This window comes from Ferdinandcohnia sp. Marseille-Q9671, assembly GCF_976954385.1.
Map to the genome: position 1 here is coordinate 307,540 of NZ_CDRJTA010000001.1, position 22,834 is coordinate 330,373.

Annotated in this window: 23 protein-coding genes; 3 read left to right on the forward strand and 20 right to left on the reverse strand. The window is 36.6% G+C overall.

Going from position 1 to position 22,834, the window contains the following annotated elements; genetic code table 11:
* Positions 1 to 168: 168 nt before the first annotated feature.
* The 5 genes from ACWNMY_RS01650 to ACWNMY_RS01670 all read right to left on the reverse strand — a co-directional run bounded on the left by ACWNMY_RS01650 (position 169) and on the right by ACWNMY_RS01670 (position 3,730).
* Positions 169 to 885 carry an alpha/beta fold hydrolase gene (locus tag ACWNMY_RS01650; protein ID WP_449536547.1) on the reverse strand — a complete coding sequence of 239 codons (717 nt, stop codon included), beginning with the start codon at positions 883 to 885 and terminating at the stop codon, positions 169 to 171.
* A gap of 66 nt (positions 886 to 951) precedes the next feature.
* Positions 952 to 1,431 (reverse strand): NUDIX hydrolase, encoded by a 480-nt coding sequence (locus ACWNMY_RS01655; RefSeq protein WP_449536548.1) that lies wholly within the window; start codon positions 1,429 to 1,431, stop codon positions 952 to 954.
* Between the two features lie 161 nt (positions 1,432 to 1,592).
* Positions 1,593 to 2,207 (reverse strand): zinc dependent phospholipase C family protein, encoded by a 615-nt coding sequence (locus ACWNMY_RS01660; RefSeq protein WP_449536549.1) that lies wholly within the window; start codon positions 2,205 to 2,207, stop codon positions 1,593 to 1,595.
* Between the two features lie 35 nt (positions 2,208 to 2,242).
* Positions 2,243 to 2,998: a class I SAM-dependent methyltransferase gene (locus tag ACWNMY_RS01665; protein ID WP_449536550.1), complete on the reverse strand. Its 756-nt coding sequence runs from the start codon at positions 2,996 to 2,998 to the stop codon at positions 2,243 to 2,245.
* A gap of 15 nt (positions 2,999 to 3,013) precedes the next feature.
* Complete coding sequence (locus tag ACWNMY_RS01670; RefSeq protein WP_449536551.1) at positions 3,014 to 3,730, reverse strand: nucleotidyltransferase domain-containing protein; 717 nt, start codon at positions 3,728 to 3,730, stop codon at positions 3,014 to 3,016.
* Between the two features lie 160 nt (positions 3,731 to 3,890).
* On the opposite strand from ACWNMY_RS01670, the gene ACWNMY_RS01675 reads away from it, so the two are divergent.
* Complete coding sequence (locus tag ACWNMY_RS01675) at positions 3,891 to 4,349, forward strand: GNAT family N-acetyltransferase (protein WP_449536552.1); 459 nt, start codon at positions 3,891 to 3,893, stop codon at positions 4,347 to 4,349.
* Positions 4,342 to 5,148, forward strand: coding sequence for an aminoglycoside 6-adenylyltransferase (locus ACWNMY_RS01680; RefSeq protein ID WP_449536553.1), 807 nt, complete (start codon positions 4,342 to 4,344; stop codon positions 5,146 to 5,148). Before ACWNMY_RS01675 ends, ACWNMY_RS01680 begins: the two co-directional genes overlap by 8 nt.
* A gap of 181 nt (positions 5,149 to 5,329) precedes the next feature.
* Here ACWNMY_RS01680 and ACWNMY_RS01685 read toward each other — a convergent pair whose 3' ends face one another.
* The 13 genes from ACWNMY_RS01685 to ACWNMY_RS01745 all read right to left on the reverse strand — a co-directional run bounded on the left by ACWNMY_RS01685 (position 5,330) and on the right by ACWNMY_RS01745 (position 19,442).
* Positions 5,330 to 5,905, reverse strand: coding sequence for a hypothetical protein (locus ACWNMY_RS01685; RefSeq protein WP_449536554.1), 576 nt, complete (start codon positions 5,903 to 5,905; stop codon positions 5,330 to 5,332).
* 178 nt (positions 5,906 to 6,083) lie between these two features.
* Entirely contained in the window at positions 6,084 to 6,908 is an 825-nt protein-coding gene (locus ACWNMY_RS01690) for a hypothetical protein (RefSeq protein ID WP_449536555.1), read from the reverse strand.
* A 202-nt stretch (positions 6,909 to 7,110) separates the two neighbouring features.
* Entirely contained in the window at positions 7,111 to 7,761 is a 651-nt protein-coding gene (locus ACWNMY_RS01695; protein WP_449536556.1) for a PspA/IM30 family protein, read from the reverse strand.
* Between the two features lie 3 nt (positions 7,762 to 7,764).
* The gene (locus ACWNMY_RS01700; protein WP_449536557.1) at positions 7,765 to 8,265 is read right to left on the reverse strand and encodes a hypothetical protein; all 501 of its coding nucleotides are present in this window, start codon (positions 8,263 to 8,265) and stop codon (positions 7,765 to 7,767) included.
* Between the two features lie 132 nt (positions 8,266 to 8,397).
* Positions 8,398 to 9,786, reverse strand: coding sequence for a sensor histidine kinase (locus tag ACWNMY_RS01705; protein WP_449536558.1), 1,389 nt, complete (start codon positions 9,784 to 9,786; stop codon positions 8,398 to 8,400).
* The gene (locus tag ACWNMY_RS01710; protein ID WP_449536559.1) at positions 9,776 to 10,450 is read right to left on the reverse strand and encodes a response regulator transcription factor; all 675 of its coding nucleotides are present in this window, start codon (positions 10,448 to 10,450) and stop codon (positions 9,776 to 9,778) included. Before ACWNMY_RS01710 ends, ACWNMY_RS01705 begins: the two co-directional genes overlap by 11 nt.
* Before the next feature lie 280 nt (positions 10,451 to 10,730).
* Positions 10,731 to 11,150: a hypothetical protein gene (locus ACWNMY_RS01715; protein WP_449536560.1), complete on the reverse strand. Its 420-nt coding sequence runs from the start codon at positions 11,148 to 11,150 to the stop codon at positions 10,731 to 10,733.
* A gap of 144 nt (positions 11,151 to 11,294) precedes the next feature.
* Entirely contained in the window at positions 11,295 to 13,664 is a 2,370-nt protein-coding gene (locus ACWNMY_RS01720) for a polyprenyl synthetase family protein (RefSeq protein ID WP_449536561.1), read from the reverse strand.
* A 283-nt stretch (positions 13,665 to 13,947) separates the two neighbouring features.
* The gene (locus ACWNMY_RS01725) at positions 13,948 to 14,337 is read right to left on the reverse strand and encodes a cupredoxin domain-containing protein (RefSeq protein WP_449536562.1); all 390 of its coding nucleotides are present in this window, start codon (positions 14,335 to 14,337) and stop codon (positions 13,948 to 13,950) included.
* A 136-nt stretch (positions 14,338 to 14,473) separates the two neighbouring features.
* The gene (locus ACWNMY_RS01730) at positions 14,474 to 15,355 is read right to left on the reverse strand and encodes an aminoglycoside 6-adenylyltransferase (RefSeq protein ID WP_449536563.1); all 882 of its coding nucleotides are present in this window, start codon (positions 15,353 to 15,355) and stop codon (positions 14,474 to 14,476) included.
* Positions 15,356 to 15,401: 46 nt separating this feature from the next.
* A complete protein-coding gene (locus tag ACWNMY_RS01735) occupies positions 15,402 to 15,866 on the reverse strand; it encodes a DinB family protein (RefSeq protein ID WP_449536564.1) in 465 nt (154 codons plus the stop codon).
* A 197-nt stretch (positions 15,867 to 16,063) separates the two neighbouring features.
* Positions 16,064 to 18,235, reverse strand: coding sequence for a DNA topoisomerase III (locus ACWNMY_RS01740; protein ID WP_449536565.1), 2,172 nt, complete (start codon positions 18,233 to 18,235; stop codon positions 16,064 to 16,066).
* A gap of 79 nt (positions 18,236 to 18,314) precedes the next feature.
* Entirely contained in the window at positions 18,315 to 19,442 is a 1,128-nt protein-coding gene (locus ACWNMY_RS01745) for a histidine kinase N-terminal domain-containing protein (RefSeq protein ID WP_449536566.1), read from the reverse strand.
* A 180-nt stretch (positions 19,443 to 19,622) separates the two neighbouring features.
* Between ACWNMY_RS01745 and ACWNMY_RS01750 the strand changes: the two genes are divergently transcribed.
* Entirely contained in the window at positions 19,623 to 20,069 is a 447-nt protein-coding gene (locus ACWNMY_RS01750; RefSeq protein WP_449536567.1) for a hypothetical protein, read from the forward strand.
* Positions 20,070 to 20,353: 284 nt separating this feature from the next.
* Here ACWNMY_RS01750 and ACWNMY_RS01755 read toward each other — a convergent pair whose 3' ends face one another.
* Both ACWNMY_RS01755 and ACWNMY_RS01760 read right to left on the reverse strand, forming a co-directional pair.
* Positions 20,354 to 20,752, reverse strand: coding sequence for a hypothetical protein (locus tag ACWNMY_RS01755; protein WP_449536568.1), 399 nt, complete (start codon positions 20,750 to 20,752; stop codon positions 20,354 to 20,356).
* 158 nt (positions 20,753 to 20,910) lie between these two features.
* Complete coding sequence (locus ACWNMY_RS01760) at positions 20,911 to 22,827, reverse strand: vWA domain-containing protein (RefSeq protein WP_449536569.1); 1,917 nt, start codon at positions 22,825 to 22,827, stop codon at positions 20,911 to 20,913.
* Positions 22,828 to 22,834 lie beyond the last annotated feature (7 nt).

The window sequence follows — 22,834 nt, forward strand, 5'->3', positions numbered from 1 at the left end:
CTTCACTTCCCATCTCAACTAATTTATGTTATGTTTTATTATCTTTCGTCCTTATAACATAATAGTAATAAGATAGATTGTTTTCTGTCAATCATATTGCTCGAATTTATAAAAAATTATGTAAATTGCTTAAAAATTTGATTTTACTATTTCTTTTGTAGGCAATACTCATAAGTTCTCGATAAATTCCCTAAGGATTTCCCTTAGTTTCTCTTTATTACATAACCAAATATAATGCTCAGTATCTTCTATTTCGATATATGTAGAATTTTTAATCAGATTTGAGATCTGCTTAATGGGCCAAGATGGGCGAATGTCATTGGCAGCGTAGACAAACAAGGAGGGTATTTCTAGTTGTGAGATTTCTTTTAATAATGTGGGTCTTTTGATAAAGCTTCGCCAAGAATTGATAAGTGAACGATGAACCTTCTTATTTACTTCAAAAGCAAAATCAGGCAACTCCTCTCCAATTTCAAGCTTTTTTTGTTTATAGGCTTCCTTCCAATCTCTGTCATTTTGAATACCAGTACCCGATATTGATCCATACCCCAAAGTAGACTGAGAATATAAAAGTGAATAAGCCAACCCTACATCAGCACCCCAAGAGTGTCCAATGACAATCCATTTTGTGATGTCATAATGGGTTCGAATTCTCTCAATATCTTCGAGGCAAGATTGTAGTTCATACCCCTCTCCATTCGATGTGGAACGTCCACAACCTTTAGGATCAAACATGATTACTTCGCATGCATCATCTATGAGGGCTGCTACTGGTTCTAAATAATTGTATGTTCCTGGCCCTCCGCTCAGTAAGATGACAGGTACACCATTTCCTCTTTTTTCAGTCCAGAGTTTTGCATTATGAATAGAAATGTATTGCCCCATTGTAAAACCACCTTTAAAAAATAAATTAATCCTGCAAAAATAGGTTATGCTCAAAAAATAATCTATTTACTTATCTACTAATGAACCCTTCAAATCCCACAACCTAGGACCCATCTCTTCAATTATGGCATTCGCCCTTTTTTCAAGATTGGTAGGAAGGTTTTCTTTACTGAAAAATTGTAATTGTAAACTTTCTCCATCCGTCATTTCTAGTTCTCCACAAACTTCGTTTGCATGAAATAAATGAATTACACTATATGTTTCATCGCCGTTAGGGTATTGAAAATAGTAACGCGGACCAGAGAATACTTCGATTAATTCAAAACGATTGGCGAGTAGCCCAGTTTCCTCTTTTAGTTCACGAGCAGCGACTTCTTCTAATGTTTCCCCGAGTTCCATTGAACCCCCGGGTAATCCCCAATCTAACGTGTCTGAGCGATGTTGAAACAGGATTTCCTTTTTATTGTTTATCACAAGTATTGTTGCTCCAACTGTAATAATAGGCTTGTTGCCAATAAATTTTCTCAGTTCAGATATATAGCTCACTTTGCTCTTAACTCCTTACCAGTTAATAATATAAATAACCTTTTCGAGTCTCCTTCAGTAGTTTTACATATTTGTACTCCCCTACTGCGATTACTTCTAATCTATCTTTCTTTAACATGAAAAAGTTTAGTAACTGCCAGAAACTCACCCTCTTGCGAAACTTAATTGCCAATATATTTCTTACTATTTTGGTAACCTACGTCCACTGACGTCTCTATATAACCGATAATCATATCAAATGTAAATACATTCAATTTTTTAACTATATCTTCTTTGCTGTACTCCATATCCCCTAAGACAGCTGGAATGAAATGTCTTACATTTTCAACTGTAACCTCATCTATACCAATGATTGACATGTCACTATGTTTAAGCTCTTCTTTTAACCTGTCTGTAAGTCCATAGTACTCAAGGAGTTTTCCATTAAGTAACGCAAAGTCATTGTGATACATGTGTAATATGGTTGGGTCTGCCTCCATTCTGTTTTTAAGCCAAGGCAAATAAAATCCTTTTAACCAGATATCGTCCGCGATTAAGTGAGAATAATAGCCTAGTATATAATGGTTTTGGTTTAATGAACGATACTTATGTATGAATTTTGTATAATCTATCTTTCTTGTATAATCTGCTACATCTCCACGATAAAAATGTGATAAGTCCTTTGGTGAGACAGCATCTGGAGCAATCCCTCCCAGTAAAAACGACGATCTATCTAGCTGAGAAAGACGATCTGCAATTTTATTGGCAATGATTAGATGCATAATTCGTGAACCCAAAATACGTCACCCCTTATATAGTAAATATGTTCTTCTCATCCTTTCGAAGCCTTGATAATTATTGTTGAAGGAAATCTTCTTGCTTTGTATAAGGAATAATATCGATCAGATATCTCATCTTCGTATGAATCAAAACTTTTTGAGACATCACTTTCTATCACTCTATCAATTGTGAACCCGACTTGTATCAACTCATTTATATATGTACTCAGTTTTCGTGTTGGAATCACCATAGGTGCGTCTTCCCCTTTAAAATTTGGGTACCTAATGGTTCCCTCCTTCTGGTAAGACCCATCCAGATACATTCTACCGCCTTCGCTTTTCAAATGTGAATATAACGGGTGATCCCAACTAAAGATAAACGTCCCACCTGGTTTAACATACGAGTATATTAATTGTAATGTTGCTGATAAATTAGTACTCCAACCAATTGCATAAATCGAATAGACGATATCAAAGTATCCCTTAGGTATACCTATTTCATCCTCCATTGGTGCACAAAATAAGTGATGCTCGAGCCCATGAAGCGTTTCTCTCGCTGTGGCGATTTGCGTGTCTGATAAATCTATGCCCCACAACTCACCTGCACACTTCTCCTTCATATACCGTAATGAATGTCCACTCCCACAACCTATATCCAAAACCTTCTTATTCAATACATCACCAAATAGTTTTAGTTCATCTTCCGTTTGGGTAAACGGACCATAACTTGGAAGAGCATCCTTTCCATTAAAATGATGGGCTACAATGTCCCAACTTTTCTTATTTTGTGTAAGAATTTCAAGAGTCATGTTCTACCTCCATTCCTATTTGCCAATCGAAAAACCTTCAAATAATCGTCCACCATATGGTGCCAAAACGTCGTCAACAAGTTGCACTATCGACTCTTTCTTACCAGTTTTAAAATAAGCGTCAAACGCCTTCACAAATGTATCCGCAAACGTCTCATCATACTCCCTTAAGGAACGATATACCCATTTTGAGGTACCGATCCATTTTCCGTTTGTTCGCAAAACAAATTCACATGTCAATTCAGCAAGGCTACTCGCTATAAATAGTCCTTCTCTTCTATTTTCACAACCTATAAAATCATATAGTGCATCTGTTAAGAAATATCTTTTTACTTTAATGGTGTCTGTTGTCCAAGCTTCTGGCCCTTGAAGTAAAATATCACGAGCTTCTTGCTTTATTGAATCCAGTATTCCATTGTCTTTGAGCACTAAGCCTTCAGCTACCATTCTTGGCATAGATGGCCTTGCCCTCTTTGCATCACTTTCAAAGTACACTTTATATGAAGTGGTAGTATGAACAAACACTTCAATTGCCCATCCGAACTCAACAACAGATTCTCGATATGAAGAAGAAAACATATTATCAAAGACAATAATATCTAAATCCGACGTTTCGGTACTCTCGTTCCGTACTACACTTCCCGCTAATAAGGCAGCTTGGCAGTTCGGAAAACGCATAAAAACGAATTGTTTTGCTGCTTCAATATGGTGCAACTTACTTACCTCTTCCATGCTTACCCTCTTTTCCTGTAATTTTCATATCATCTAAAAATCTACATTCTATACAGAACACAAATTTCCTTTTTATTTACAAAATATTACAGCATTTTTAGCAGGGAATATTCAATATAAAAAGAATTATACATTTAGCACGATATGATTGGAGGATACCATGCTACAAGTTAAAAAAATTGAACCAGAAATGACCTATGATATTAGACATAGAGTGTTACGACCTCACCAATCATTGGAAGACTGTATGTATGATACTGATCACGAACCAGGTGGTTTTCATATTGGAGCTTTTTATAAAGGCACTCTCGTTAGCATTGCATCATTTTGTACTGAAATGAATCCTGATTTTCCAACTAAGAAACAATATCGCCTTAGGGCAATGGCAACACTTGATGCATATCGAAAACTAGGTGCTGGACGGGCAGTCGTTCGTTTTGCAGAAACAATCATAAAGGAATTAGGTATTGAAATCTTATGGTGCAAGGGGCGTACAACTGTTCAGGAGTATTATGAAAAATTAGGATTTGAACCACATGGTGACGTATTTGATTACCCACCGATTGGTCCGCATATTGTAATGGTCAAACAGGTAGATAAGGAGGTACAGGATGTATAGTACTGCAGAGAGACAGACATATTTACGTAAAACGATTGAAAAAATAGAGTCTATAAACCTAGTTGAGGGCATTATCCAGATTGGTTCAGGCGTAGATGGATATAATGATGAGTATTCTGATATTGATTTAATGGTAGCCACTACTAAAATTGAGGATGCGTCGGCAACCAAAGAGCGTATTCATCACTCCATGAGTGAATACAAACCAATTTATATAAAAGAAAAACAATTTAGCAAGGACATATATCTTCTTATCGTGTTATTGGAAAACAAATTAGAATTTAATATTTCTATTGTTCCAAGGGAATTTTTATCTGTAAAGTCACCACTGTGGAAAGTAATTGTCGACAAAACTGGGGTAGTCTCTGAAAAAATGAACCGTGAAAATGATAATTTTTTATCAAAAACAGTAAAGTATGACATCGATATCGACATTCCTTTCGAATTCACATATTCTGCCATGAGCTTTGCCAAAGAGCTGAAGCGAAACAATCTAATCTATGCACTACGTCTACTTGAGACAATGAGAACGTATACCTTGATTACACAAGCCATGAACGAGAATAAGAAGCTTCATCAATTTAAAGCTTACGACACATTGGACCCTAGTTTTGTTAAGGAATTTCTACTAACCTATCCTACTGAAATATCAGCTAAGAATTTGTTGACTTCAGCTAGCAAATTGAAAGAGCTATTTGTCAATACACTGAAACAATACTCTACTTTTACTTTGGATAAAGCTTTACTTCGACTTCTAGAAAATAGTCTTGCTCAAGAAAACGAAGGATCTCTGAATTGAGATCCTTTTTCGACTGTTGACAAACGCTCGCATACTGCGTTGCTTGCCTCTCTCGTCCGCTCATGAAGTCAACTTCTATTCGCGTCTTCGATCGGCTGTGCGCCTTGCCTGACTAACGCTTTCAAGACAATCTGGAGAAAGTAATTAATATTTAGATATACTGTGAATAATCAACCGCAGTTCAATCTACTACTTTCGTGTGCTTCGACCTTTTCTTTTTTACATATAGAAAAAGAAGCACTATAATACTAAACGCTATACCGATACTATTATAAATTATAGAAGTGGCAGTAGCTTCTAAGATTTCAGGTGCATGCTCATTCAAATATTTCTTATAAAAGCTTCTCTTTCCAAACTCTTCGTCAACTAAAGCACCGTTTTGAATCTTGACCATTCCATTTTGTGCGACAACTGGAATTGGAAAACTCTCTAACTCTTCCTTTTCCAGGAATAATAAGAATTGACCGTCATCTTCTTGAAATTCCTTTGCACCTGGTACGTCATTCATATCTATTCCAGCAATTATTTCTGATGGGACATCCCCTTTAATCATTTTATCCACATGAAACTCATACCCTCGAAAAATATGTTCAGTTTGCACAGGATCACTTGTAAAATTATATTTTCCTATCACCACTATTTCAGCACGGTTCACAACCTCTTCTGGCTCTAATTGGAAATATGTTGATGCTGATGTCTGTATACTTGTACAGAAAATGACTATGATAACCAGTAATAGACTACGTACTTTCGCCATACTTCCTTCCTCTCATATTTGAACTTGGAATATATTATATTCGACAAGTAGTTCAACCTCCCTTCTCATTTTTTAAATTTCTTAATAACTATGTTTACTACTAAAATAAAATCTTGCTTCCCTGCTATACTGAACACAAAAAAATAGGGGCTTTTTTAGCACCCTATCTTATCTATGACTATTCTGTTTGTTCAGCTGAGGTTTTAAATTTACCAAATGGCAAATGCTCAACTCCTAGTTCTTCTAGTGAAGAGGACGCATTATCAATTAAATCCTGCGCTTTCTCTTTTGTCTCGTCATCTAGGTTTGCGAAGATATCCCTATGGTTTCCTTTTTGCGGTAACTCGATTCCTAATTCAGCTAGCTGTTCCACTGCTTCTTCATGTGTAATTGTACCTGCTTTTTTCTCCTCCATAATTGCTCCTGCCTTTTCCTTTGTCTCCTCATCTAGGTTTGTAAAGATGTCATCTTTTTTCCCTCTTATTGGCATCTCTATTCCTAACTCTGCTAGCTGTGTCTCTGCTTCCTCACTTGTGATTGTACCTGCTTTTTTCTCCTCCATAATCGCTTCTGCCTTTTCTTTTGTCTCTTCATCTAGGTTAGCGAAGAAGTCACCTTTTTTCCCTCTCATTGGCATCTCTATTCCTAACTCTTCTAATTGTGCCTCTGCTTCTTCATTTGTGAGTGTACCTGCCTTTTTCTGTTGCATGATCGCTTCTGCCTTTTCTTTTGTTGCTTCATCGAGGTTTGCAAACATATCGCCTCGTTTACCCTTTTCAGGTAATTGTACACCTAAATCTGATAAATTTGATTTCAAATCGTCCATGATTTCCTGTGCCTTTGCCTGAGTCTCCTCACTTAATGAGTTCCATGTATTTCGAGCTTTTTCTGTAACTGAATTTGTACTTGTTTCTGCAGCAAATGCGTTTGTTCCAACTGCTAGAGCAGCTCCTAAAGTTATGACACCTGATAATGCGATACTTGTGATTGTTTTTTTATTCATATAATACTCCTCCTAGTTTTTTGTCGATTGCAACTCACTACTTTTTCCATTCTTAACAATACCGTGTAAGGGTGAAAATTTGGTGAAAGTGATAAACTTCATTAGAAATAGTTGTCTATATTCCTTTACAGTAAAAAGACTATAGAAGATCTAAGCAAAATCATCTATAGTCCGTTTATTTAAAGATAGGAATTTTACCTAACTATTCGTTTTGTTTCAGCTTTTGTAATTCCTCTTCTACTTCAGCTGCAACTAAAGGGTTAAGTGCAGGCTTGATGGGAGATGCAGATATTGTCCTATGCGCCTTTGCAGAAGCCTCCAGTTCCCAAACCTTTTCTTCCATTCTTGCAAATCCACTAATTGCTTGATCTGCATTGAATGATGAAGTTGATTGATTTAGATTTTTTAATGCTACTGCAACATTTGTTCTTGAAATTAATTCATTCTTTTTAAGCTTCAATTCTTCATATTTCTGCTGAAGTGATTGTAACTGCTCTACTAATTCAGATGTCTTTCCACTTATTAATTCGAGATGTTCTTTATAAGAGATGAGCTTCTTTTCCGTTACTACTTTTTCTTGAAGAGCTAGTTTTGCAATTTCCTCTTCACCTTTAGATAACGCCAACTTTGCTTGTCTTACGCGTTTTTCAATCGTTTGCTCGGCCTCAGAAATAAGCAACTCGTATTTCTTTTCCACTACATATTGCTGACTTAGCGCTATCTTCCCTTGTTCAATTTGTTCTTCCACTTCACGCAAATATTGTTTTACCAGGCTTACAGGGTTCTCCATTTTATCGACCACATCGTGTAAATCTGCCTCAACAACTCGTTTGACTCGTTTAAATATACCCATTTTCTATTCCTCCATTTTTGTCTTCTTTTCCCAATGGTCTAAGAAATCTGTATTTGATTGAACAGCTTGTCCATTACCGTCATAAGAAAAGTCTACTTGCCCATTGTTATGTTTTGACTTACATGCCATATATGCAACGATAAGTGTCAATGGAATAAGGATGACCTTTGGTAACAATAGAATCATACCTGTTACCAAAATAGATATGCCTGCCCATTTTTTTAGTCCATTGTTTTTTGCTGATTTCCATAGAACGAATCCAATTAAGATTAATGCAATCGGAAGGACAATTGCTACTGCCCATCCAGTAATAGCAAAAGGGTTTCCGAGAATGTTTCCAACCTGAACATCATGATGAAAACCTCTTGGTCCACCATGATGCCTAAAGGCTCCCATTCCATGATGCGAAAACATCAATGCATGTACAATAAATTGGCCGATCTTAAAAATGAGAAAGAAAGCCAATACACCACCTATTAAAGTAAACACGGTTCTTTTCTTCATTTTCTTTCACCTCCTCGCTTGTCTACATAAAGAATAATAAATGTCAAAAAAGAAAATTTGGTGAAAATACATTAGTCTTTGATAAAAATTAAAAAAACGCAAGGACAAACATAAATTTGTCTTTGCGTCTCATTAGTCTTTTATTTTAAAGGGGATATCTACTTCAAACTTTGTACCAATACCTAATTCACTTTTCACCTGTATCCTTCCTTTGTGCGCATCTACAATCCATTTCGCAATTGACAATCCTAACCCATAACCTCCTTCTTTCCTTGTTCTCGCTTTATTTGCTCGGTAGAAACGATCAAAAATACGTAATATGTCTTCTTCACTCATCCCTACACCTGTATCACTAACCGCTATTCGTAAGCTTCCCTCTTGTTTATACTGAATGATTGAAAAATGAACTAATATCTCTCCACCACTATTTGTATATTTTATTGCATTATCTATGAGTATATATAACAATTGAATGAGTTTATCTCTATCAGCAAAAATCCATAACGGCTCATCCGTGTCATACGTAAGTTTGATTTGTTTTTCAGATGCTAAACCGTTAAATGATTGTACTACATATCTACTTTCTGGAAGGAAATCAAACCACTGCTTTGATAATTCTGCTTTTTCTTGTTCTGAGTCCAAACGTGCAAGTGTTAACAAATCATTGATCAACTTCGTCATGCGTTTGACTTCTAGCTTAAGTCCCTTCATTATTTTCTGGGTAAAAGCATCCTGTTCCTTCTCTTCCAATTCTAACGCTTCAATCGAAGAAAAAATAACACTAAGAGGGGTACGAAGCTCATGGGATGCATTTGCAACAAATTCCCTCTGCTGATTGTATGCAGTTTCAATTGGAATTAGTGCTTTTCTTGACATAATGTAGCTAAGCCATATAGCAACACCAATAAATATGATTGCTAAAGCAAAGAGGACAATGACGACCCATTTAAAAATTGTATTAATGTATGAAATATCTAGTCCAATGTACATCATACCAACAATATCGCCATTTGCCTTAATGGGTCTTCCCAACATTAGTACTCTCATATTAAAATCTCTAAATTGCCTGTACTCATCAGAATTGGTTGGCACATTAATGGATGCTTGCTTTATTTCATTCTTTCTACTCTCCCAATCCGAGATTCGTTCTAAAAATAAAGCGCGTAACGGACTAATTGTTTCATTAGCAATGACTAATTCTCCCTCTTTGTTTGTAACATAGTAAAACAATTGATTTTCCGTTAAGAATACAGTTTGGTTCTCTTGTCTAAACTTTTGACCTCGTTGTCTTTGTAATGTTTGTTGAAGTTCAGACATTTCATGATCTGCAAGTTCATTTATTTTTCGTTCTTCATCACCTATTATCACCTGAAATAAAATGAAAAGGACAATTGCTGCAAATACAATTAGAAAAATCGTCAGGATGATACTGTAAAATACAGTTAGGCGTAATTGGGTCCGTTTAAAAACATCCTTTGTGTCCCATGAAAACCATTTGTCAACCATCGTCTTATATTTCAATCTTGTAACCCACCCCACGAATCGTTTCAATGAGACTATTTTTTGAATTACTATCAATTTTCTTTCGTAATAGTTTTACTGTTGCATCAATCGTTTTCATAGATACATCTGCTTCAATACCCCAAATCCGATCCAAGATAATTTCTCTTGTTAGTACTTGGCCCTTATTTTTTACTAACATATCTAGTAACTGAAATTCCCTTGGGGTTAGAAAGACTTCCTCATTATTTCGAAAAACAGTACGGCTTGATCTGTTAAGAACCAAATTTTTAATGAGAACCAGTTCCTCTTGAATTGGTGAAAGGTTCCTACGCGATAAAGCCTTTAACCTTGCATATAATTCTTCTATTTCAAAAGGTTTTACAAGATAATCGTCAGCACCCGATTCTAATCCTTCTACCCGATCAGCCACCGCATCCTTTGCGGTTAACATCAGTATAGCTCCACTATACCCCTTTGATCGTAACCGTCGACAAATCGTGACTCCGTCTCCATTTGGCATCATCCAGTCTAAAATAAGTACATCGTAATAAGAACTTAGAGAGAAATCAAATGCGTCTTCTCCTTCTTGTACCCAATCAACTTTTTCTACTCCCTTTTTCTTTAATAGATGTACAATTAATTCGCCTAAATATTCATCATCTTCTGCTAATAATACCTTCATTTCTCAACACCTCTTAATTAGTACAATATATTAGTTTGTACAAACCATACTATACTATGATGAAAATTAAATGAAAACGGAAGAGTTATTGTGAAAAAGATAAAAGGATTTTGTAAACCCATCTTTCCCCTTTACATTTGAGAAGCAACCTGGGTTTCCTTATTATTTAACAAAAAAAGAAACACAAACCCTGACCTAGGTTTGTGTTTCAAAATTTTAGTTTGATTAGGAAATTCACATTCCACAAACAAAATAGTTATGAGTTTCTTTTCCCGTACTTTTAAATACAAGTAAACGATTGAATTTGACGCAAGCTCGTGCCAAAGTATACCCATCTAAATCCAGTCCATCTATAGCCTGAAACAGATCTTCGTCCAACGAATGTTGGATAGAACCAAAACTGTCGATTGCCTCGCATCCAAACATAGGTATATCGAAACAAACAACTTCTTATACTACCAGGATCTACCGCGAAAGCTTGTGATTGTTGGAATGATTGAGTTGGAACATACGACGGTGGTGGTGCAGATGGTGGTCCAGCTCCTGGTCCTTGATTTGGTGGTCCCATTTGCCCTCCCCCTTGAGGTGGGAAAAAAGGGAATGAACCCAGTTGTCGGTTATTTTCAAGATCATAATAGCTATCAGTGTGGTATGGCGTTTGTGAATATGGCGTTAGACCATTCGGGTCGTAATAATACATCTAGTAAACACTCCTTATTCCGTAGGCTACTAGCATCGTATTCATTCGTCATAGGCCAATCAACTTGTACTTAGAAAATGTGCTTTTACCTATACTTTTTTCAAAAAAAAACCCTCCCTCAAGCAGCTTGAGAGAAGGATTACATTAATGATCCCTATGAACAAAATAATTCATTATCTGCTTTAAAAAAGTTGTTTTCAACTGAATCTCTTGTAAGGCTTCCATTCCTAGACAATAATGTTCCCACATCTCTTTCTTTGCACCATCAATACCTAAAAGAGACACAAACGTAGAATGATTATTTACAGCATCTTGGCCAACTGCTTTTCCTAATAAATTTTGATTTCCCTCAACATCTAGTAAATCATCTTTAATTTGAAAGGCAATTCCTGCGTGATACGCAAATTTCTTCAATGCTTCTATCTCTATTACACTAGCGTTTGCAAGAATAGCAGGCATAACAAGAGAAGCCTCAAACCCTTTTCCAGTTTTATAAAAACACATAAGATTCAACTGTTCCAGTGAAAGTTTTTTCCCCTTCGAATCTAAGTCCATCGCTTGGCCCTTACACATGTCCTCTGTCATTTGGGCCGAATATTGAATCAACGTTAGGATCGTCTTCGGATCAAATTGAGTAAGAGATGCTTGTTCAAACGTCGCCCTTTGAGTTAGAAAGAGACCTGTTAACTCAGCTACCGCTGGATTATAAGATTGATGTAGTGTTGGTCGCCCCCGTCGAAATGATGCATTATCTTGGGATGGAAGATCATCAAAGATTAATGAAGCAGTATGCATATACTCCAATGATTTTAATAGTGGGGCTATTGCCATTTCATCTAATCCATATTCTTTTAGACCCATCATCCACGTTACAATTGGCCTCAATCTTTTCCCATTACCACTAAGAGTGTAATTGGCTGCATCTGTTATCGGCTCTTTCATCAAATGGTCGTCCTTCGAAATAGGTAAAAGTGAGTTTATTTGGTTTCTTGCCTCTTTTATTATCTTAGAAAAATCGTCCTGTTCAATCCGTTCATTTTTCAGATTCATAATCATATGGTCACGCAGGAGCTTGTCAAAAAAATCAACATCGTCTGCCTTTCGAACCATTTTTTGAATCAAACGATTAAATGCTGGGTTACCCGCTGCAAATATTTCCATAACTTCTTCATATGTCTTCTTTCCGACTCGTTTTCTATAGCGTTTCAATCCGTTTATTGCTCTGTCTAAAATTATTTCACAAGCTTTCGAATCGCTATTGTACACATGATGAATTAAGTATGAAATTACAGTCCAATATAACTCAAAGGGGTTCACCAAGTCCGGACGTTTCTTGTGATAGGTATAGTAATAGGTATAGGGAGTTACCGCACCTTCCTCCAAATCGGAAAACATATCTGCAAAATCGTCAGCAAGCTGGTTGTAAATCCCGTAACAAAAGGTTCGATTATCAATCGTTTCATCATCCGGAGCACCGAGTAAAGAACGAACGATTAACCGTGAGGATGAAGATTTAAGGATAATCGGGACGTAAAGCTCTTCATTTGTGAACATTGGATTCGATAGGTCTTTATCCCGATCAACTTCTTGGGAATGGAAAAAGACATAAGATTGTTCAAAAAAAGATTCTAATGTCTCTGGTTGTTGCTGAGCTTTAATATATTGAAAGGCATCTGTAAGTTCGGTATGAATAAATTCTAGCAACTCCCTATTTTTCTCCGGCCATTCCCCTAATTCTGGCACGGATTGTGATAATAGTGTTCGTCTTATCATATCGGAATACTGGCTTTTTTCCTTTTCCGACAAGACATTAGCATCCAATAAATCATCAATAAACGGGTACGTAAGACCATATGCATAGCCAAGTCGAATAGCCTTATCAAGTTTGTTGGAACGTTCAGCATGTGAAAGGTTCTCGTCCATTTCTTCTATCTCGTTGATGATAACCCCAGCTATAATTTTGATTAATTTCCGCTGTGCATGTGTAGCATCCATTCCGTCTGGGATATTGAAAGATACAGTTCTCAATTTATGTAACAACCAAATGATACTAGATTCAATACCTTCCTTCTGAGCCCACCTGTATAACCCAGCCATACTAAACATATCAATCTCGTCTTTTCTATCTTTGGAAGAAGCTTGAATTAAGTGATCTTTCAAGTTGGTAACAACTTTGGTAATCCTAGCTTGTGTATCGGGTGAAAGTAGGTCTTTGCCCATATCTCTCATAAAAATATATGAAATACTTCGATCCAAGTAGCGATCTAGTTTTCCAGTGTAATGTAGCCATCGGATATAGTTGTAGTATCCTTGAGTGTCTGATTTCCTCCCACTCGACCTAAAGGGAAAAATTGAAAGTTGTATATGTTCCTGCTTCCAGGAGTGAAAATCTTCTGTTAACATTGAAACGTAGCTTTTATCCTTAACCTTTTGAAAAAGCTCTTGAAAATATTGTCCCGCTTTATGCTCTGAGAGTTGATAACTTCCAGTATTCGTCTTTATTTCATCACTCATCTGTCGATACCTCAACTTTAGTTCATTCAATCTAGTATATGTTACCTAGGACCATACATTTCGTACTTCTTCAAACCTATCATATATTTTTTATCACTACCACCTAATAAGGGGAAAACGAAGGCGAATATTTCATCTCGAGGACTGGAAAACGATTCTACTTGTTTTTATAACTACAATATCCCTCTGTGATGTGGGAAATTTGAAACTAACTCATTCTGAATTGCCGCGAGTTGTCTTACGTATTCCCACAAAAAAAACAAGGCCATCTTGGCCCTGTTCGTTATTTAACGATTACCTTTCCTACCATTCCTTCCTTCAAATGGTATCGGCATATCAATTCATATGTTCCTGGCATTTTCGGATCCACGGTAATCGTCATTTCTTTTCCCGGTTGAACTTCAGCATCAATTCCGAGCTTTTCCACTGTGAAGGTGTGTTCTTTCTTTCCCTTATTTTTCAATATCAAAGAGGTTTTTCTTCCATTGGGAATTGTAATGGCATTTGGATTAAAATAATCATCGTTTAACTCTACTTCAATCGCTTGCACGTTCTCTGTAGGCTGTGTTTTACCACTAAATTCGGCAAATACGGCATTTGATCCTAGAGTTGTCACTCCCACAATCATAATAAGTACAATGATTAATCCAGTTAAGCAATTTTTCACAAACACTCGCACCCCTCCTTTCCTAATCTTATTTTCTTCCAATTTTCTATATATTATCACTCTAAATATCTTGCGAAGTGTGCTATATCCGAATAAGACAAGAAAAATGATCGAATCTACGTACGATTCGACTTATTCTTATTTATAGTATTCCATTTGCATCAGGAGGTAACATCCGGACATGTGTTAGGTAACGAGTCATGTTCTTGTCATCAGCGAAAGGATAAGTAAAAGATAATTGTTCTGCCACTTCCACTGCTAGCGTTCTAAATAATTCACATGTTATGAATAATGAATCCCAAAAATGATCAAACTCATGGTCAGTATATGTCTTTTCATACATCTCCCAAACGTTTTTGGGAAGATACTGTTTAAAATACTTTCCCATTTTCCCTACTGACACTTGAAAATCATACTTCGTTCCAATCCACCACGAGACCATTTCATCTAGTCTCGGTCTAATTACCTGTTCAAACATTTGTTTAGCATATGATAATTCATCACGCCAAATTCCTTTTGCGACGTTCTGTAAACACCACCAAAAGTCATTGCAGCAATTAAAATACATTGCCTCGATTGGCTTTTTAACACGATAATCTATATCTGTAGGAGCTGGAATCTGTGGTAAAATATGATCCTTATCTAACAACGGAACAGTTAATTTATCACTACCATAACTTTCTAGCATCGCATCTATGGTTTCAATATGTAAGTCAATCCGATTTCCATCAGTAAATAGCATTAAATACCCATAGGAACGATCAAAATCCATCCGTAGTCCACAGGAGTGGTCATTTTTATCTGGTTCCTGCATCATAAGCAAATCACCAAAACGGTTTGTCCAACTCTCGTCTTCTATAAAAGATTTTGTTTCTGTCACCACATAAACAATATCATAATCTTGAAATATATCTTTCGAAACAGTAGGATTCGTTCTCGAACCATTCATATAGGCCGCCCGAATACGTTTATCTTTCTCTGCAATGTTTCGTATAAGGTCCATCATTTCTTGTTCAGTTCTCATTACAATCCCCTCCAATATCTATATGTGTTAAGTAGAAAGATTGATATTAGAAGGCTATCTCCCTTCCTATAAAATTTGAAGATACAGGGCTACGTCCCAGTTCCCTAGCCCAAACGGAAAGTTGACCAATATGGTGAATCTCGTGAATAATGATATGATGCAAGATTTCATCGGCAGTATATGTTTCTTCATCCCACGGGACACTCACAGTTCTTCCATCGAATTCATCCAACCCCGTTTTTAAAAATTCTTCTACTTCATCCCTAAAAGTATCTGAAAGAATCTTTATTTTCTCTAGAGTATTATAAGTAGCAAACTGAACTACTACATCTTCTTTACCTTGAATACCACGAATCCAACTATATTCCACATCAATAATATGAAATAAGGTTTCTAAAATACTACCTACTCCACCTTTGCGTTGTTTTACAAGCTCTTCAATTGAAATTTCCTCACACCATTCAAACCATTCATCTCGTACTTGCCAGTTATACTCAAAAAAAGGGTTCACTTAAAACACTCCTTACTTTTTATTATTAAAACAGCCTCTATAAACATTTATAATTTAGTTCATTTATCAATTTCTAGTTACTTATCAAATTAACCTTTATTTTATTCTATTATTAATATTAATACCTTCTGAAGTAATCCAAACAAGGTAGATATTACTAAAAAACCTGAGCCAGCTACTTGGCCCAGGTTTCTCCATTATTTATCAAACTTTAGTTTTGCCAACGCGTCTGCCAATGCAGTGTTAATTGGCTCTTCTTTTTCTTGTTTCTTTAGGTATTTTGAAACCTCATGTTTAGAGACTTTTCCTGCTTGACTCTTTTTACGTCGTTCATTAAATGCAGCTAATTTCTCTCTGTGTCCACATTTACAGACAAATACTTGTCCTTCGCCTTCACCACGAAGCTCTAATTTCTTATGACAATTTGGGCATCTTGCATTTGTTACCTTCGCAATATTCTTACGGTGACCACACTCGCGGTCTTGGCAAACAAGCATTCTTCCCTTCTTCCCATTGACTTCAAGCATCAGTTTTCCACAGTCAGGACATTTTGTTCCTGTGATATTATCATGCTTGAATTTTGAATCACTCGTCTTGATTTCAGTGACAACTTCCTTTGTATATTGCTTAATATCAGAAATGAACGCGGACTTTTTCAAGCGTCCCTTTGCAATCTGCTCAAGCTTTTGCTCCCATTCAGCGGATAATACAGGAGATTTGATGTCGTCCGGTACTAAATCTAAAAGTTGCTTCCCTTTATTGGTAATGTGAATATCCTGCCCTCTTTTTTCTATTAAAAATGTATTAAAGAGTTTCTCAATAATATCCGCTCTTGTCGCAACCGTACCTAGTCCACCCGTTTTTCCGATCGTATCGATTAAATCCTTACTTTCTCCAGCCATGTATCTTGCCGGATTTTCCATTGCGGACAGTAATGTCCCTTCATTGAAAGGTTTTGGTGGCTGTGTTTCTTTTTCAACTTCTTTCATAGATTGTACGTTGATAGACAATCCTTGTTGTATCGAAGCAGGTATTTGCCCTTCATCATCATTTTCGTCAATAGACGATATAACCTCTTTCCACCCTAAAGAAGTCACTGTGATGCCTTTTGCCACAAAGAGTTCCTTACCAATCCGCGCTTGAACGTTTTTTTGTTCATACGTATACGGCGGTAAGAACACTGCTAAGAAACGTTTAACGATTAAATCATAAAGTTTCTCTTCTTTTGCTGAAAGTGCTTGTAGATTTGGTCGTTCTTCCGTTGGGATGATGGCATGGTGATCCGTTACCTTGCTATTATCAACAAAGGATTTGTTTGTTTGAATGCCAGATTTGAGAATCTTAGCTCCAAGCTTTGCATAAGGCTGTACCATACATGCCTCAACACGATCCTTAAGGGTATCAATGATATCTGTTGATAGAAATCTAGAATCCGTTCTAGGATATGTAACAAGTTTATGTTGTTCATACAATTTTTGGAGAACATTCAATGTCTCTTTTGCAGAGAAACCGAATCTTTTATTTGCATCACGCTGAAGCTCTGTTAAATCGTATAGCTGCGGTGCATAGCTTTTCTTTTGTGACGTTTGAACGTCGGTAATTTTTGCACTTTGCCCTTGAAGTGAGCGTACTATTTTTGAAGAAACTTCTTTTTGAAAAATACGTTGTTCCTTTGTTTTTTCATTTTGCCATTTAACTTTTAGACCGTCTATTGTTGCATGGATTTCAAAATAAGGAACTGGTTTAAAGTGTTTGATTTCCTCTTCCCGTTGAGCAATCATCGCTAAAGTCGGCGTTTGCACACGTCCACAGGAAAGTTGTGCATTAAACTTTGTTGTCAGTGCCCTTGTCGCATTGATACCAACGAGCCAGTCAGCTTCTGCCCGAGCAACCGCAGAAGAATAGAGGTTTTCATATTCTTTGCCATTTTTCAGGTTGGCAAATCCCTGCTTTATTGCTTTATCCGTTACTGACGAAATCCATAAGCGTTTAATTGGTTTTCGAGTGTTTGACTTTTCAATGATCCATCGCGCTACAAGCTCGCCTTCACGACCCGCATCAGTTGCGACAATTATCTCTTTGACGTCCTTACGTTGTAGCTGTGCTTTCACTGCACTATATTGTTTTCCAGTTTGTTTGATGACAACGAGACTTAATGGATTTGGAATGATCGGTAAATCCTCAAGTTTCCATGATTTATAGTGGTCTCCATATTTTTCAGGATCAGCTAATGTAACAAGATGACCTAACGCCCATGTAACAATATATTTATCTCCTTCAAAAAAGCCATTTCCCTTTTTATTACAATTAAGTACACGGGCAATGTCTCTTCCAACAGAAGGTTTTTCTGCAAGAACTAGTGATTTCATATACAATTCCTCCAATTCACCTTTCTATTATACACTACCCGCTATTTTCTTCATAAAGAAAACTCGGCTTTCGCCGAGTTCAATCAACCATTATCTTCTTCAAGCTTGTAGGTAATATGATATTAAATTCCGTTAATGCAGGAGTGGATGAACAAGAGATTGTTCCACCATGCTTTTCGATAATCTTTTTGCAGACAAATAATCCAATTCCTGTTCCAAATTCCTTCGTCGTATAAAACGGTTCAAAAATGGTATCTAGTGATTCTTTTGGAATTTCCGGTCCATTATTCGAGATAGAAACAATGATTCGATCCCCTACATTGTGACTCTTTATCACTATTTTGCGATCTGTTTCCCTTTGTTTTAGAGCGTCTATCGAGTTCATCAGAATATTTAACAAGACTTGTCTAATTTCATCCTCATTTACCATTATTTTTTGATTCGGTAGAATGTCAATTTGAACCTCAACTTCTCCGTCTAAAATACTTGCATAAATGAACTCTGTTATTTCTGTAAACATGTCTAATAACGAAATTTCGTTTTCACGTTTCTCGACTAACTCTTTTTTCGAAACGTGTAAAAACTGGGATATTTTATAGTTTAGTTGATTTAGCTCATGACTGATGATATCTAAATACTTTATATTAGGATTTTCATTTCCGATTAATTTTACAAAACCAATGACTGCAGTGAGCGGATTTCGGAACTCATGTACGAAAGTAGAAGCCATTTGTCCCAATATAGTAAGTCTCTCCTGATGACTTTGGTCAATATATTCAATTTTATCCTGAAGCTGTTCTTCTTTGATTTCAGTATACCTTGAGACAGCATAGTATGAGAACAAATCAAATATCCGATGTACCTCTTCGAAAACGTGTTCTATTTGGTTAAAGTCAAGGTTTGATTTATATATGTATTTTAGAATAACAGATCTGCCCAAATTTACATTGTAGGAAAATTCCCCAATATTGATATTTGCCTCGACCCGTTCTTCCGCAAGTTTATAAGCAAACCTTCTCAATTCCTCATCTTCAATCGGATTGATTAGTCCATTTTTTACAAGTTCAAACATTTTTAAACCGTTTAATAAAACCTTATCCTTATGAACATCATTTTCGGAAATAATAACTTTTTCCTTCCATTCATTTAAAAAGAATGACAAATTACTTTCCAGATAATAGACGAGCTCTCCCACGACAGAATTCATTGTGTAAGTTCCTTTCACTTCAATAATCGCTAATATCTCTGACAATAAGACAATACTATGATTATAATTCTACATCTTTTGTATAATCCCTTTTTGAATTTTAAAAAAATTTGAGATTATAGACAAGTCTTAGTGGGTCAAGCATACATTATAGGGAGAGAATCTACAGGAGGGTTGATTATGAAATTTGTAGTGATTAAGAGGAGCTGGATTGTAACAGCTTTTATTGCCGCTGTTTTGGTAATTGGGGGATGGGTATGGCTGAAGCCAGAAATTATTCCTACAATCGCACCTCAAGCAGCCAAAGATGATGTAGTGATACATATTACAACAGGTGAATTAAAATCTAAAACTGAAGATGGCAAAGAAATCGAATCTTATTTTTGGAATCCTGGTACGGTCAATGTTCCAGGTGGTCAAGATGTAACCTTCAAAATCTTTGGCGTGAATGGGAATGAGCACTCATTCTACATCGAAGGAACAGATATTAAAGGCACCGTTAAAAAAGGCGAAGAAATTACGGTAACAGCTAATTTTGAAGAAGAAGGCATGTATCGCATTATTTGCTTAAATCATTCTGATAAAGATAATAATGGTCCAATGATCGGGTACATCGTTGTAGACTAAGAACAAAAACGCAAGCGCCTCGAAAGTGAACGTCCACTAAAGACTGCCACGTCCTGTGGCAAACGCGGACGCCAGCACTTCCTGTGCAAGTCCGACAAGCATAAGACGATTTAGAGTAGAAGGCGCTCTTTGCATCAATTCTAAATTGACTTATGACCTCGAGGGGCTTGGCGTTGAAGCTGGATGTAGATAGACTCGTTTACAACTTATCCTCAATATTGATTTTTTAGCTTTCCAAAACAACAAAAAGAAACAGGAGAGAGCTCTCCTGTTTCTTTTTGTCCTTATATTTTTCTAACGGTAATGGCATTCGTTGATTTCTTCACGATACAGTCCTCAATCTCAGCTTGTCCAAGCAGACCAAGTGTTAACGCAGCTTCTATCTTTTGTTGATCAGGACGTTTGATTATTTGAATACAATCAACAAGGTTTAATTCTTCCAATTTTTTTACTGTCTTCTCATCATGGAAACTTTCTGAGCACCGAACCTGTCGTTGAATTTTGTAATCTCCTACAATCGATTCCCCTTTTTCGTTTTTCCCAATGGTTTCGTCAAAATAGACATTGATTACCCTCTTCATTTCCTTTAATTCTTTTTCGATTTCTTTTGCCTGCTCACTCAATGTGAAGTACTTTAAAATAAGCTCCTCTGGAAGCTGCGTAAACTGTTTAGAATTCTGCACGTTCATCACCCCATTTTGTTTTATATTTCATCCTATGTTTGGGGTGGTGATAACATGCTTTCACGAAAAAATTCAACTGTATGATTTAAGTGGATTAAAGTCCCTTTTTCGATTGATCGTAAAGGCCCAAGTAATAGCTTTTTTTAACATATCAAAGCTTAAATACTTTTATATAAAAGCTTCTTCAACAATGGGAACAAAACATCAGGAAGTTGTTCGATGTTCGGAACGAGAATGCTGTATTTTCCGTAAATATTTTGAATCGTCTTTTGCTGACCTTCCTCAATTTCACCATTTGATAAGAAGACATTGATCACTTCAATTCCATATTTTCTGGCTTTCAGTACAGCTTCATGCGTATCGATGATTCCATTCTGTTCATAATCAAATGCTGCTGGTTCTCCGTCAGAGAACACAAGAAGAAATTTTTGTTTCTCTGTTCGTTGTAATAGCTTTTTTGTTTGTAATCTGATTGAAAAGCCGTCACGATTGTCTTCCTCTGGCTGCAGTTGCATAATCTCTGCACCATAGCTTCGCTTTAAAGATGAATCAAAATCGATCACCGTCTGCATATAGTTTGGTTGTTTGGTACTATCCGCGTCATTTGTGTCCTCCCAGAACCCTGTTATATCATGAGGAACTTGAACAGACTTTAATGCCTCATGAAACAACGCAATCCCAAGCTTTGTTTGGTCCATTTTATCGTACATGGATGCGGAACAATCAACCAATAGGGAGAAGACTGCATCAATTTGATTTGAAGGCTGTTCTTTCTTGTAAAACAATCTCGGGTTATCATCTGTAAACATCCGAATAAGCTTTTTATTCAAACGCCCAAACTGGAGGTCTCCTCTTGGCAAGTTTTTCTTATGTTCCAATGTCTTCAAAATCATTTGTTTTAACTTTTTCTGATAAGGGGCAATGATTGCTTTGTTTTTATCATATTGTAGGATCTCATCATTTGTTGGCGGTTTCGCACTTTTAATTACCGGATATGCGAAACGATTTTCTTTTCCAAACTCAGATTCAGCAGAACCTTCTTTCTCCGAATGGACCATTTCCATGGCTTCGATTTTGGAATAATCATTGTTCGTACTTTTGCGAGAGGAGCCTTGAACCATTCCTAAAGCCTGGTCGCCCGCTTCTCCTTCTCTTGCACCTTCACCAAGCAGATTGGTTCTGGAGCCTTGTTCAAGATCAAATTGGAGAAAACTCTTTGTCGGAGTGCTTGTTTCTTGATGCCAGGTCGGAAGTTTTTCCTCATGGATATCTTCATCGCCCTTTTGAACATCGTCAAGTACATCATTGTTTTTCAATTTGTCCTTACGCTTCAGATCATCAATCGTGAGTCCATCTTCTACTATTCCATAATCAAGCTCAGGTAGATGGAAATACATATTTAACATGTCTTCATCTAAGACTTCCTCTAAAACATCTATGATTTCCTGACATATTGTTGTGATTTCCTTCGTTGTTTTTGCCTCAAATACATTGGCAACTTGAGATCGAATGAACGGAACCACAAGATCAATTCTTTCTTGGATAGGTGGAATGTCCTCAAGCGGTGATTCTGCAGTTAAGAGCAGGTAGATGGCTGTAAAAAGCGCATCAGTCGGAACACTTTTCACAATGTTCACTTGAAGCTGATCCTCGTAGTATTTTCGATAAATTCTTCGCCTTACATAGAAGGACTTTCTCGTTCCAGGACGTTCCTTAATACAAAGCTCTTCTAACCGATTATCCTCAAAAAGCATAAACAATTGCTTTGCAAAACTCGGGATCTCACTCTTTCTACAATAAGATAAATAGGTATCGATTTCTTTAAAATCCGTATATTTCATACTTCCAATTGAACGGAGGAAGACATCACTTAATAAACCATTACGTTTGTGGGCATCTGGTCGATTATCCCAAAAATGACTGATGATGATTTTTTGCTGAATTGGGTCAAGATAGGATTTGTAGCCTAACTCAACTTCAAGCTCCGGATTCTTTGAGATTGTTTTCGCAAGGTCAGACAATTCCATAAACAAAAAGGAATCTACCTTCTTATCATTAAATTGAATAAATCTCATCTTGAAA

Bases quoted from the DNA above. Each gene is read 5' to 3' on its own strand.
- ACWNMY_RS01650 (WP_449536547.1), bottom strand. From the start codon at position 885: ATGGGGCAATACATTTCTATTCATAATGCAAAACTCTGGACTGAAAAA.
- ACWNMY_RS01665 (WP_449536550.1), bottom strand. From the start codon at position 2,998: ATGACTCTTGAAATTCTTACACAAAATAAGAAAAGTTGGGACATTGTA.
- ACWNMY_RS01670 (WP_449536551.1), bottom strand. From the start codon at position 3,730: ATGGAAGAGGTAAGTAAGTTGCACCATATTGAAGCAGCAAAACAATTC.
- ACWNMY_RS01675 (WP_449536552.1), top strand. From the start codon at position 3,891: ATGCTACAAGTTAAAAAAATTGAACCAGAAATGACCTATGATATTAGA.
- ACWNMY_RS01680 (WP_449536553.1), top strand. From the start codon at position 4,342: ATGTATAGTACTGCAGAGAGACAGACATATTTACGTAAAACGATTGAA.
- ACWNMY_RS01685 (WP_449536554.1), bottom strand. From the start codon at position 5,905: ATGGCGAAAGTACGTAGTCTATTACTGGTTATCATAGTCATTTTCTGT.
- ACWNMY_RS01690 (WP_449536555.1), bottom strand. From the start codon at position 6,908: ATGAATAAAAAAACAATCACAAGTATCGCATTATCAGGTGTCATAACT.
- ACWNMY_RS01695 (WP_449536556.1), bottom strand. From the start codon at position 7,761: ATGGGTATATTTAAACGAGTCAAACGAGTTGTTGAGGCAGATTTACAC.
- ACWNMY_RS01700 (WP_449536557.1), bottom strand. From the start codon at position 8,265: ATGAAGAAAAGAACCGTGTTTACTTTAATAGGTGGTGTATTGGCTTTC.
- ACWNMY_RS01710 (WP_449536559.1), bottom strand. From the start codon at position 10,450: ATGAAGGTATTATTAGCAGAAGATGATGAATATTTAGGCGAATTAATT.
- ACWNMY_RS01715 (WP_449536560.1), bottom strand. From the start codon at position 11,150: ATGTATTATTACGACCCGAATGGTCTAACGCCATATTCACAAACGCCA.
- ACWNMY_RS01720 (WP_449536561.1), bottom strand. From the start codon at position 13,664: ATGAGTGATGAAATAAAGACGAATACTGGAAGTTATCAACTCTCAGAG.
- ACWNMY_RS01730 (WP_449536563.1), bottom strand. From the start codon at position 15,355: ATGAGAACTGAACAAGAAATGATGGACCTTATACGAAACATTGCAGAG.
- ACWNMY_RS01740 (WP_449536565.1), bottom strand. From the start codon at position 18,235: ATGAAATCACTAGTTCTTGCAGAAAAACCTTCTGTTGGAAGAGACATT.
- ACWNMY_RS01745 (WP_449536566.1), bottom strand. From the start codon at position 19,442: ATGAATTCTGTCGTGGGAGAGCTCGTCTATTATCTGGAAAGTAATTTG.
- ACWNMY_RS01750 (WP_449536567.1), top strand. From the start codon at position 19,623: ATGAAATTTGTAGTGATTAAGAGGAGCTGGATTGTAACAGCTTTTATT.
- ACWNMY_RS01760 (WP_449536569.1), bottom strand. From the start codon at position 22,827: ATGAGATTTATTCAATTTAATGATAAGAAGGTAGATTCCTTTTTGTTT.